Source organism: Crossiella sp. SN42 (genome assembly GCF_023897065.1).
Classification (GTDB): domain Bacteria; phylum Actinomycetota; class Actinomycetes; order Mycobacteriales; family Pseudonocardiaceae; genus Crossiella.
Genome location: NZ_JAMHIV010000053.1, coordinates 34,165 through 45,662 on the forward strand (window position 1 = coordinate 34,165; position 11,498 = coordinate 45,662).

General features: G+C 71.1%; 9 protein-coding genes. 4 read left to right on the forward strand and 5 right to left on the reverse strand.

Features of this window, described 5'->3' with window-relative positions; translation table 11 throughout:
• Nucleotides 1–9: 9 nt before the first annotated feature.
• The 5 genes from M8C13_RS41330 to M8C13_RS41350 all read right to left on the reverse strand — a co-directional run bounded on the left by M8C13_RS41330 (nt 10) and on the right by M8C13_RS41350 (nt 6,217).
• Entirely contained in the window at nt 10–1,728 is a 1,719-nt protein-coding gene (locus M8C13_RS41330; protein WP_252486302.1) for a glycoside hydrolase family 3 protein, read from the reverse strand.
• Between the two features lie 164 nt (nt 1,729–1,892).
• Complete coding sequence (locus M8C13_RS41335; RefSeq protein ID WP_252486287.1) at nt 1,893–2,750, reverse strand: carbohydrate ABC transporter permease; 858 nt, start codon at nt 2,748–2,750, stop codon at nt 1,893–1,895.
• Entirely contained in the window at nt 2,747–3,583 is an 837-nt protein-coding gene (locus tag M8C13_RS41340) for a carbohydrate ABC transporter permease (RefSeq protein ID WP_252486288.1), read from the reverse strand. Before M8C13_RS41340 ends, M8C13_RS41335 begins: the two co-directional genes overlap by 4 nt.
• Nucleotides 3,580–4,878, reverse strand: a complete 1,299-nt coding sequence (locus M8C13_RS41345; RefSeq protein ID WP_252486289.1) for an ABC transporter substrate-binding protein — start codon at nt 4,876–4,878, stop codon at nt 3,580–3,582. The genes M8C13_RS41340 and M8C13_RS41345 overlap by 4 nt, the downstream gene beginning before the upstream one ends.
• Nucleotides 4,879–5,362: 484 nt before the next feature.
• Nucleotides 5,363–6,217, reverse strand: coding sequence for an HAD-IB family hydrolase (locus tag M8C13_RS41350; RefSeq protein WP_252486303.1), 855 nt, complete (start codon nt 6,215–6,217; stop codon nt 5,363–5,365).
• Nucleotides 6,218–7,239: 1,022 nt separating this feature from the next.
• Here M8C13_RS41350 and ssd point away from each other — a divergent pair.
• The 4 genes from ssd to M8C13_RS41370 are packed head-to-tail and all read left to right on the forward strand — an operon-like array spanning nt 7,240 to nt 10,946.
• On the forward strand, nt 7,240–8,304 hold the full coding sequence (ssd, locus tag M8C13_RS41355) for a septum site-determining protein Ssd (RefSeq protein WP_252486290.1): 1,065 nt from the start codon (nt 7,240–7,242) through the stop codon (nt 8,302–8,304).
• 1 nt (nt 8,305) lies between these two features.
• Complete coding sequence (locus M8C13_RS41360; RefSeq protein WP_252486291.1) at nt 8,306–9,463, forward strand: TadA family conjugal transfer-associated ATPase; 1,158 nt, start codon at nt 8,306–8,308, stop codon at nt 9,461–9,463.
• Nucleotides 9,460–10,290: a type II secretion system F family protein gene (locus M8C13_RS41365; protein WP_252486292.1), complete on the forward strand. Its 831-nt coding sequence runs from the start codon at nt 9,460–9,462 to the stop codon at nt 10,288–10,290. The genes M8C13_RS41360 and M8C13_RS41365 overlap by 4 nt, the downstream gene beginning before the upstream one ends.
• The gene (locus tag M8C13_RS41370; protein WP_252486293.1) at nt 10,242–10,946 is read left to right on the forward strand and encodes a type II secretion system F family protein; all 705 of its coding nucleotides are present in this window, start codon (nt 10,242–10,244) and stop codon (nt 10,944–10,946) included. The genes M8C13_RS41365 and M8C13_RS41370 overlap by 49 nt, the downstream gene beginning before the upstream one ends.
• The last annotated feature ends 552 nt before the right edge of the window (nt 10,947–11,498 follow it).

Sequence of the window (11,498 nt, forward strand, 5' to 3'; positions counted from 1 at the left end):
TTTCTCCCGTCACCAGCTGAGGCCGAAACCGAACGGGTACTTGGTCTGCGCCGGGTCGCCGACCACCGGCACGCTCACCGGCAGCTTGCCGCTGGGCGCGAGCTCACCGAAGAGCACCTTGGTCAGCGACTCCATCGACACCGCGGTGGTCGAGTAGGTGGTCAGCCAGGTCTTGGCGTCCTCGATGGCCACGTCGTACGGGTCCCGCACGGCCACCCCGACCACCGGCTTCCCGGTCGCGGCAAGGCGTTTGACCAGCTCCCGCTGCTGCGCGTCGGTGGTCGCCCGGTTGGTCAGCACCACGATGAGGTCCTGGCCCTCGGCGGCGGCCACCGCCTTGGCGATGGTCGCCTCGGTCGGCTTCTCCCCGGTGACCTGCACCGTCGGCGTCACCCCGCGCGCGGCCAGCCGCGGCGCGAGCGCGTTCGCCGTGCTCCAGCCGGTGACCAGCACCTTGCCGGGCTTGGTTTTCAGCGGCAGCAGGTTCGCCTCGTTGCGCACCGCGGTCACCGTGCGGTCGGTGATCCGCTGCGCGGTGGCCAGGTGCTCGGGGATGCCCACGATCGAGTCCACCTTGGACTCATCCACCAGCGGGTGGGTCAGCGCGCCGCGCTTGAGCTTGAGCAGCAGCACCCGCAGCAGGCTCTCCTCGATCCGCCGCTCGCTGATCTCCCCGCTGCGCACGGCCTTGAGCACCGCGTTGATCGCCACGTCCAGGTTCTTCGGCATCAGCAGCACGTCCACGCCCGCCTTGAGCGCCATCACCGGGATCTCGGCGTCGGGGTGCTTGAGCCGCACCGCCTCCATCTGCAGTGAGTCGGTGATGATCACCCCGCGGTAGCCGAGCTTGCCGCGCAGGGTGTCGGTGAGCATCTTCTTCGACAGCGTGGCCGGCTCACCCGAGTCGTCCAGCTTCGGCGTCACGATGTGCGCGCTCATGATCGAGTCCACGCCCGCCTTGATCGCGGCCTGGAACGGCGGCGCGTCCAGCGCGGCCCACTGCTCCGGGGTGTGGTTGATCTCCGGCAGCACGTAGTGGCTGTCCTGGTTGGTGTCGCCGTGGCCGGGGAAGTGCTTCACCGTGGCCGAGACGTTCTGCCCGAGCCTGCCCTGCTGGTAGCCCTTGACCTGCGCGGTCACCTGCTGCGAGACCAGCTTCGGGTCGCTGGAGAAGCTGCGCACCCCGATCACCGGGTTGGCCGGGTTGACGTTGACGTCGGCATCCGGCGCGAAGTTCTGGTTGATTCCGACCGCGCGCAGCTCCCGGCCGGTGATCGCGGCGGCCTGCCTGGCCAGTTCGGTGTCCCTGGTCGCGCCCAGCGCCATGCTGCCGGGGAACAGCGTCGCAGGCGAGCCGAGGCGGGTGACCACACCCTGCTCCTGGTCGGTGGAGATCAGCAGCGGCAGCCGCGCCCCGCTGCTCATCGCCGCCCGCTGCAACCCGTTGGACAGCGCGGCGACCTGCTTCGGGTTGACGAAGCTGTCCGTCCAGTTGAAGTAGATGACCCCGCCCAGGTGGTACTTGCGCACCACCTCCGCCGGGGTGTCCACGCCGAACTCGGTCCGGTTCTTCGGGTGCGGCGAGTCCGCGTTCGGTCCGTAGGCGTAGGTGACGAAGAGCTGCCCGACCTTCTCCTCCAGGGACATGCCGCGCATCCGCGCCGCCGCGGCCTGTTCCCCGGTGGCCTGCGCCGAGTCCGGTGCCGCGCTCGCGGGGAAGACCCCCATGACGGTGACCGCGGTCAGCGCCGACAGCGCCGCCGCGAGGGGCCGGCGTACCTGGTGCACCGTTGCCTCCCTGGTCAGATCGAGTTTGGGAAACTCTTCACAAAAAGGACTGGATTGCCTGCAAGTTACTGACGTGATCTGGACGGGTCAACGCCCGTACGGCCTCATTTGAACCCGGTCTGCGCGATGCCCTGCACGATTTGCCGCTGCATCAACAGGAAAACCACCAACACGGGTGCCATTGTCACCACACTCATCGCCAAGATCAGGTTGGTCGGGACCACCTCCTCCGCGGCGAAGCGCGCCAGCGCCACCTGCAAGGTGTACGTGTGCTCGTCCTGGGCCACCACCAGCGGCCACAGGAAGTCGTTCCACCGCCACACCACCGAGAAGATCGCCACCACCGCCAGCGCCGGGCGGCACAGCGGCAGCACCACCCGCAGGAAGATCCGCGGCTCCCCGGCCCCGTCGATGCGCGCCGCCTCGATCAGCTCATCCGGGATGGTCAGCATGTACTGCCGCAGCAGGAACACCCCGGTCGGCGTGGCCACCGCCGGGATGATCAGGCCCCACAGCGAGTTCACCAGCCCCAGGTCGGCCACCACCTGGTAGACCGGGATGAAGATGACCTGCAACGGCACCATGATCGTGCCCAGGATGACCAGGAACAGCGTGGTCCGGCCGCGGAAGTTGTACTTGGCCAGCGCGTAGGCCGCCATCGTGTTGACCACCAGCGTCAGCACCGTGGCCGCCACCGTGACCAGCACGCTGTTGCGCAGGTAGATGACGAAGTTGAAGCGGCCCAGCGCGTCCACGTAGTTGTCCGGCCGGAAGCTCTCCGGCAGCAGCCGCGGCGGCCGCAACGCCAGCTCGGTGCTGGTCTTGAACGAGGACAACACCGTCCACACCACCGGCGCCAGCACCACCAGCGCCAGCGCGACCAGCCCCGCGTAGGCGAACACCCGCCCCACCGCAGGCGCGGGCCGCGCACCCACCCCGGTCCAGCGCGGCGGCCTGCTCACACCGCCTCCCTGCGCCGGGCCAGCCCGAACTGCACCAGCGTGACCAGCAGGATCACCAGGAACAACAGCACCGACCCGGCCGAGGCCAGCCCGTAGCTCACCGGCGGCTCGAACCCGCGCTGGTAGATGTACTGCACGATCAACGTGGTCGCGCCCAGCGGACCACCGCCGGTGAGGCTGTACAGGAAGTCGAAGGACTGGAACCCGGCGATGGTGGCCAGCACCAGCACCACCAGCGTGGTCGGCCGCAACAACGGCACCGTGAGCAGCCGGAACCGCTGCCAGGCCCCGGCCCCGTCCAGCGCGGCCGCCTCGTGCAGGTGCGGATCGATCGCCTGCAACCCGGCCAGCAGGATCAACGTGTAGAAGCCCAGGTGGATCCACACCCCGACACCGACCGCGGCGACCATCGCCAGCACCGGGTCGACCAGCCAGCCGCGCCCCTCCAGCAGCCAGCCCCACACCAGGCCGACCACCACCGGGGAGAGCACCATCGGCAGGAAGAAGGTGGCCCGGAAGAACCCCTTGCCGCGCAGCCGCCGGTTGAGCAGCACCGCCAGGCCCAGCGCGGCCAGCACCGAGATCAGCACGTAGGCCAGCACGAACACCACCGTGTTCTGCACCGCGGCCCAGAACTGCTCATCGGAGAGCAGCCGCCGGTAGTTCTCCAGGCCCACCGGGCGGAAGGTGCGGCCGTTGCGGCTGTCGTAGAAGCTGATGTTGACGCTGTTCAGCGCCGGGTAGATGGTGAAGACCCCGAAGATCAGCAGGTTCGGCAGCAGGAACAGGTACGGCGCGAGCCGCTGCCCCCACCCGACCCGCCGTCCGATCACCGCCCACTGACCTCCGCATGCGCTTGCTCACTCACCGCGCGCACGGTCCGCGCCGCGTCATCCGGCGAGCTCCGCCCGGCCAGCATCTTGCCGACCTCGTCCCGCAACGCGTTCGCGGTGCGCACGAACGCCGCGGAGGAGTTCGTCGTGTACGCCTCCGCGGGCACCAGTTTCGCCTCGGCCAGGAAGACCCGCATGTCGTCCACCCGCTCCGGATAGCTGATCCCCGGGGTCACCAGGTCCTTGCGGGTGGGCAGGAACTGGGCCTTGGCCGCCAGCTCCCGCTGCCGCTGCGCCCCGTTCATCCACTCGATGAACGCCACCGCCGCCGCCGGGTGCTTGGCCTGCTTGAACGAGACCATGAACTTCCCGCCGGGGAAGCCGCCGCACCGCGCCGCACACGGGTTCGGCGCCGCCGCCCAGCGGAACTGGCTGGTCTTGGCGAACTGGCTGACCTGCCAGTTCCCCGACAGGTACACCGGGGCGTGCTGGGCGAGGAAGATCTCGTTGGCGCCCTTGTACCGGGTGCCGGACTCCAGCCAGAAGTCCGTCGGCATCGAACCCCTGGCGTGCAGCTCGGCGAACAGCTTCAACGCCTCCGCCGCCCGCTCCACCGCCAGCGCGGGACGCCCCTCCAGGTCGAAGAAGGTGGTGCCGAACTGGCTGAGCATGGTGGAAAGGCGGTGCCCCGACTTGTCCATCGCGATGGCGTACGGCGTGCCGGTCGCCTTGCGCACCTTCTCCGCCGCGTCCACCAGCTCGGTCCAGGTCCACCGCTCCGGCACCGGCACCCCGGCCTTGGCGAACAGGTCCAGGTTGACGAACGGCCCGTTCAGCGTCAGGTCGCTGGGCGCGCCGAGGAACTCCCCGCCGGGACCGCGCACCGCACGGGCGGCATCGGGCAGGAACGCCTCCGGGAAGGTCGGATCGGCCAGGTAGGGCCGCAGGTCGAGCAGGTCCGCGCGGTAGGGGTTGAGGTCCTGGGTGCGCGCCACGTCGGGGGCGTTGCCGCCGGAGATCCGCGCCTGCAGCGTGCGCTCCAGATCGGCGTAGGCGACCAGCTGCAGGTTCACCCGCGCGCCGGTGGCCACCTCGAACTTCTCAATCGTTTGCCGAGTCGCGATCTCATCGGCCCCGTCGGTGAAGTACAGGTAGTCCAGCTCCACCCCGCGCAACTGGTCCGGACTCGCCGGCCGGGCGTCGGTGGGCGCGGTCGCCTCAGGCACGCCCGGCGCGCAGGCGCACAGCACGAGCAGCACCACGAACAGGGCGCCGATCCCGCGCACCGACCGCATACCGCCTCCCCCAGTCCCACCTGTCGTGGCGGACGCTAGAGAAGCCGCGGCGGTTGTGGCTACGCCCATCCGAGCGGTGTCCCCCGAATTCCGTTTTCCTTCGAACGCGATGGTGGCGCCCAACGGCTTCCGCCGAGGGCGCCACCAACTGCGTGAACAGTCAGGTTACCAAGCGTGCATCTCGTGTCGTACAAACCTGAGCTCGACGTCCGGCGTCCCGGTACGTAGCCCCTAGACGACAAGCCTCCCGCGGCGTGCTGCGCGTGGGTGCCCGCTGTTCACGCACGGAGCCCAGTGGGGTGGCTGGTACTTCTCTTCGTATCAGCCCTGGCCAGTTGAGGTCCGCACCTCCATGTGTAGTCCGTGAGGGCGGTCACAGCAAGGGCTCAGACGGGTGCACCGTTTCAGAGCCGGGGATAAACGGAAGGTGTCGGACACCAGGCCCGTTGCGGCCCTTCCGGCCGAGGTCAATCCCCGAGGCGGATCAGTCGCCGAACTCAGTATTGCCGCCCCGCCCACGCCGGTGCCGCCGTATCCCGTACCAGGCCGCACCCGCCGCCGCGACCACCCCGAGCCCCACCGCCGCGGCCGCCACCGTGGTGCCCGAAGGCGTCGGGATCCGGGCCCGCAACGACACCGGATCGGAGAAGGTCAACACCGGCCAGCCCCGCTGCGCGGCCAGTTTCCGCAGCGCACGGTCGGGGTTCACCACCGTCGGATGCCCCACGGCCTCCAGCAGCGGCAGATCGGTGATCGAGTCGGAGTACGCGTGACAGGCGCTCAGGTCGTACCCGTGCACCTCGGCCAGCTCCCGCACCGACACGGCCTTGTTCTCGCCGTAGCAGTAGAAGTCGACATCTCCAGAGTAGCGACCCTCGGTAACCACCATCCGGGTACCGACCGAGTGCGTCGCCCCCACCATCTTCGCGATCGGCGCCACGATCTCCGCGCCAGAAGCGGACACGACCACCACGTCATGCCCCTCCTGCTTGTGCTCCCCGATCAGCTGCGTCGCCTCGGCGTAGACCAGCGGATCGACGATGTCGTGCAAGGTCTCGTCCACGATCGACCGGACCTGCTCCACATCCCACCCGGTGCACAACGCGGTGATGTGCGCCCGCATCCGGTCCATCTGGTCCGCATCCGCCCCAGCCAGCATGAACACGAACTGCGCGTACGCGCTCTTGAGCACCGCCCGCCGATTGATCAACCCCTCCTGGAAGAAGGGCCTGCTGAAGGCAAGCGTGCTGGACTTCGCGATAACCGTCTTGTCCAGGTCGAAGAACGCGGCAACCCGCTTGCCAGCAGCGCTGATGCCATTGCCACGAGGTTCGGTCACCCGACCAGCATAGGTGTCAGCCAGATAGCGATGCGGTTGCGAGCCGTGTCGCTCGAACGGACGAGAAGCATCACCCACCCACGGGGGGATACAGTAGACGCGTCCGGCTGAGCCGGATGAGTTCAGTCCGACCCCCCGGGGCTGAACTCCTGACGACCCCCGTCCCTCCCCCCTGGCGGGGGTCGTCCCATGTCCGGACCCGGTTCCGCACAGTGACCACCCAAGTCACTCCCCAACTTGCCAGAACCCGGCCCCCACCGCACACTCGCGCCCCGCGCCCCGCGCCCCGCGCCCCGCGCCCCGCTGCGCCGCCTGACGTCACGCCGCGCTCCTGCGCCCGCCGTGCCTCACCACCCAGCGCCCCCGGCGCGTCTAGCCGCAGGCCGCCGTCACCACACGACGCGGCTCATCGCCCCGCGCTTCGTCACCGCCAGACCAACCGCCCCGTCACCACACCCGACCTGCCCCGTCTCACGCCACCACCGCCCCCGCCGCCTGCCATCACCCGCCTGCTTCACCCCGCCGCACGGCCCACCTAGCCTGCCCTGCCGCACGCCATCACCCCGCGGCCTCGCCCCACCGCCCGCCGCCCGTCCCGCACGCGCCCTCACCCGCGCCGCATTCGCCTACCCAGCGCCGCCCCCTCCCGTTCCGCCCTCCTGCTGCACCCGCCCCTCCTGCTCCGCTCCGCCCCTCCCGTTCCGCCCCTCCCGCCTCGCCTCGCCCTGCCTCGCCCTGCTCGGCCCCCATCCCGCCCCACCTCGTCCTGCTCGGGCCCCTCCCGTCTCGCTTCGCCCCACCCCGCCACCTCTCTCTGCCGCCCGCCCGCGCGCGAGGGGATCCCCCACTTCCAGCCTGCCCCATCCCACGCCCCCAACCAGCCAAAACCCCCTCCAAGATCGCGACTTATCCCCAACGCCCCACCTATCCACAGCCCCCACCCCACGCGCTGGATCCCACCCCCCAACCCCCGCCACGGTGGACCCACACCCGCAACCCGCGGCACCACCCCAGGGGGACACATGCCAGAAACCCGTCCATTGGTCATGGTCAACGAGGACACCCTGCTCGACGAGGTCCTCCGCGTGGCGGCCGCCGCCGGCCGCGACGTCGAATGCGTCCCCGACCTCACCGCCGCCCGCCAGCGCTGGGCCCGCGCCCCGCTGGTCGTGCTCGACGACGACGGCCTCACCCAGTGCGCCACCGCCGGCATGCCCCGCCGCAACGGCATCTACGTCCTCTGCCGCACCGACCCGCCGCCGGACATCTGGGCCCGCGCCCTGGCCGTCGGCGCCGAACAGGTCAGCTGCCTCACCGAAGCCGAACCCTGGCTCTCCGCCGCACTGGCCCGAGCCGACGAGGTCGAGGACGAACCGGACGGCCGCGTCATCGCCGTGCTCGGCGGCCGCGGCGGCGCAGGAGCCTCGGTGTTCGCCGCCGCCCTCGCCCTCACCGCCGCCGACCGCGGCAACCCGTCCATGCTGCTGGACTGCGACCCGCTCGGTGGCGGCCTGGAGCTCGTGCTCGGCGGCGAGAAACGCGAAGGCGTCCGCTGGTCCGGCATCACGGTGAACCGCGGCAACCTCGCCAGCACCACCCTCCGCAAAGCCCTGCCCCGCTTCGGCCGCAACCAGCTCACCGTGCTCTCCTGCGACGACCAGACCACCGAACTGGAACCACAGGCCGTCGACCAGGTGCTCGACGCTGGTCGCCGCGGTGGCGGCACTGTCGTCTGCGACCTGCCCCGCCAGTTCGACCAGCCCGCCCGCACCGTCCTGGACGCCGCCGACCTGGCCGTGCTCGTCGTACCCGCCGAGGTCCGCGCCTGCACCGCCGCCGCCCGTGTCGCCGAGCGCGCCAGGCAGCGCGGCACCCCGCTGGCCATGGTCGTCCGCGGCCCGGCGCCGACCGGGCTGTCCGTCCGCGACGTCGAAGCCGCCGTCCGGCTCCCCGCCCTGGTCACCATGCGGCCCTTCAGCGGCCTGGAAGCCGCCCTGGACACCGGCGGTCTGCCCCACCGGCCCCGCGGCCCACTGGCCCGCGCCGCCCGCCGGGTCCTCGACCGCGCCGAGGATGGCCGCGACTGACATGGAAGTCGATCCGGGCCTCATCGACCGGGTGCGCACCAGGATCGCCCGCCTCGGCGGCGCCCTCACCCCGGCCGCCCTCGCCGACGCCGTCCGCGCCGAGACCGGCGGTCTGGTCACCGACGCCGACCTGCTCGACACCCTCCGCCTGCTCGATCGCGAACTCATCGGCGCCGGCCCGCTGGAACCGTTGCTACGCCTGGAAGGCACCACCGACGTGCTGGTCACCGGCCCCGGCCGGGTGTGGGTCGACCGCGGCCACGGACTGACCCGCACCGAGGTCGTCCTTCACGACGAGGACGCCGTCCGCCGCCTGGCCCAGCGACTGGCGCTGGCCGCGGGCCGTCGGCTCGACGACGCCCAGCCATTCGTCGACGGCTGGCTCCCCGGCGGCGTCCGGCTGCACGCCGCCCTGTTCCCGATCGCCGCCGGCGGCACCTGCATCTCACTCCGCGCGCTGAAACCCGCCACGCACGACCTGACCACTCTGCGCGAGCTCGGCACCATCGACGAACCCACCGAGAACCTGTTGCGCCGCATGGTCAAAGCCCGCCTGAGCTTCCTCATCACCGGCGGCACCGGCTCCGGCAAGAGCACCCTGCTCAACGCGCTGCTGGGTTGCGTCGACCGAGGCGAACGAATAGTCACCGTCGAGGAGGCCGAAGAACTGCACCCCACCCATCCGCACGTGGTCCGCCTGGTCGCCCGACCACCCAACATCGAGGGAGCGGGCGAGATCACCCTGCACGAGCTGGTCCGCCAGGCCCTGCGCATGCGACCCGACCGCCTGGTCCTCGGCGAGGCCCGCGGCGCCGAAGTCGCCGACCTGCTCGCGGCCATGAACACCGGCCACGAAGGTTGTGCCGGCACCCTGCACGCCAACTCACCCACCGAGGTCCCCGCCCGCCTGGAAGCCCTCGCCGCGCTCGGCGGCCTGTCCCGCCCGGCCCTGCACAGCCAGCTGAGCGCCGCCCTCCAGGTGGTCCTGCACCTGCGTCGCGACGACCAGGGCAACCGGGTCCTCGCGGCCATCGGCGTCCTGGACCGCGCCGACGACTACATCCGCATAGTGCCCGCCTGGCAACAAAACCAGGGCTGGTCGGCCGCCAAAACCCGCCTCACCACCTTGCTCCGCACCCGAGAACCGGCAACCGCATGACCCCAGCCGCCGCCCTCTGCCTAGCCCTCGCCGTCCTGTTCTGGCCCCCCAGAACCAGCCACCACCGCCTGGCCCAACTCCACCCACCCCCACCCCGGCAACCCCGAAACCATCCCGCTCGCCCGCTCCTGCTGATCCCACCCGTCCTGGCAACCCTGCTCGCCGAAATCGGCGGCCTGCTGGCCGCAACAGCCCTCACCTGGACCCTGCACCGCCACCACACCCGCACCCGCGAACACCGCAAGGCCCGCCACGCCGACACCGCCCGAGCCGACACCCTCAACCTGCTGGTAACCCAGCTGCGCACCGGCACCCACCCGGCCCTGGCCGCCGAAGCAGTCGCCAAGGAAGCCGACCCAGCCGTCATCCCCACCCTGACCGCCCTGGCCACCGCCGCCCGGCTGGGCGCTCACCCCAGCCACACCGACAACCGCCTGCTCCGCGCCTGGAACACCGCCCACAACCACGGCATCCCACTGGCCGACCTACTGGACGCCGAACGCCGCGACCTGGAACAGCGAACCCGCTTCACCGCTCAGGTCGAGGCCCGCCTGGCAGGCGCCAGAGCAACCGCCACCATCCTCGCCACCCTGCCCGCGCTCGGAATCCTGTTGGGCGAAGCCATGAACGCCCATCCCCTGCACGTCCTCACCGCAACCCCAGCAGGCCAGTTCCTGCTCCCCATCGGCGCCCTGCTGATTTGCACCGGCCTGGAATGGAGCGCCCGCCTGACCGCCAACACCACCCACCCCACCCCGCCCCGACCCAGAAACCCACCATGCCAACCCACGCCGCAGCAGCACTCCTCCTCGCCCTCGCCCTCCTGACCCTGCCACCCCGCCCCAACCACCGAGCCCGCCTCAACCTCCCACCCACACCCCACCAAACCCGCAATTTCCCAGTCCTACCAACACTTCTAGCCCTCGTAACCGCAACCACGGCGCTCCTCATCAGCCTCCACCCAGCCCTGAGCCTCCTCCTGTCCGCCACGGTCGCGCTGATCAGCCACGCCCTCCACAACCGCGCCACCCAACCCCCACCTCAAGACCCCCTGTCCCTGGCCACCGCCTACGACCTGCTGGCCGCCTGCCTCCGCGCCGGCCTCCCCATCCCGCAAGCCCTGCGCCTCGCCGCCGCCGAGCTGACCGGCCCACCCGCCACCGCCCTCAACGACACCGCCGTCCTCCTCACCCTGGGCGCCACCCCCGCCCAGGCCTGGACCCCAGCCACCCACCTCCCAGCCCTGTCCCGCCTCGCCCGCGCCGCCCGCCACACCGCCCGCTCCGGCGCCGCCCTCGCCGACACGGCAACCAACCTCGCCACCCAAATCCGCACCGAAACCGAACACCAAGCCGAAGCCCGAGCCCAGCGCGCCACCGTCCTCATCACCGCCCCCCTGGCCCTCTGCTTCCTCCCCGCCTTCCTCTGCCTGGGCATAGCCCCCACCGTCCTAGGCCTAGCCCAAACCCTCTTCTCCCCTTAACTCCAAAGCCCCACCCGCACGGCCACACCGGACCAAGCCCAACTCCAGCGACCCTTCCCGTGGCGCTCGAGCTCCGCCAGGTAGTCCGTTGACACGTCGGTGGCCCCACACGTCACCTAGCGGGCACCCACCCGCCCAGCGCCGCGCCACAGCGTTCCCGGCAACACCAAGCCCCTACACCGGTCAGCACGCCGAGGCACACCCGCACACCGATGCCCGCGTCCAACTGCAACGTGCCCCCACTCGAACTCGCACCTACTCCCTAAGCCGAACCGCAAACCTCGCACCCCACACGCCCCAACCCTGGCGCTCCGGCCTCTGCGCCCTGGCCCGGCCCCACGTCTCTCGTCCGGGCCGCGCACCCCACGCACCGAGCCCACGCAAGGCGCTCCGCGCCCCAGAACTCGGGCCCAGACCCCAGGCGCTGCGCACAAAGTCCAGGCCCCACAATCACCCCCGCGCCCCGCGCCCCGCGCCCCGCGCCTCATGCGTCCGGCCCACGACCGCCGCCCTGCTCGCCGCAGCCCGTCCTGCCCTGGTTCGTCCGCCCCG

What these genes read in the sequence shown, in the direction of transcription:
- M8C13_RS41330 (WP_252486302.1), bottom strand. Translation starts at nt 1,728, where the DNA reads ATGGGGGTCTTCCCCGCGAGCGCGGCACCGGACTCGGCGCAGGCCACC.
- M8C13_RS41345 (WP_252486289.1), bottom strand. Translation starts at nt 4,878, where the DNA reads ATGCGGTCGGTGCGCGGGATCGGCGCCCTGTTCGTGGTGCTGCTCGTG.
- ssd (WP_252486290.1), top strand. Translation starts at nt 7,240, where the DNA reads ATGCCAGAAACCCGTCCATTGGTCATGGTCAACGAGGACACCCTGCTC.
- M8C13_RS41360 (WP_252486291.1), top strand. Translation starts at nt 8,306, where the DNA reads ATGGAAGTCGATCCGGGCCTCATCGACCGGGTGCGCACCAGGATCGCC.
- M8C13_RS41365 (WP_252486292.1), top strand. Translation starts at nt 9,460, where the DNA reads ATGACCCCAGCCGCCGCCCTCTGCCTAGCCCTCGCCGTCCTGTTCTGG.
- M8C13_RS41370 (WP_252486293.1), top strand. Translation starts at nt 10,242, where the DNA reads ATGCCAACCCACGCCGCAGCAGCACTCCTCCTCGCCCTCGCCCTCCTG.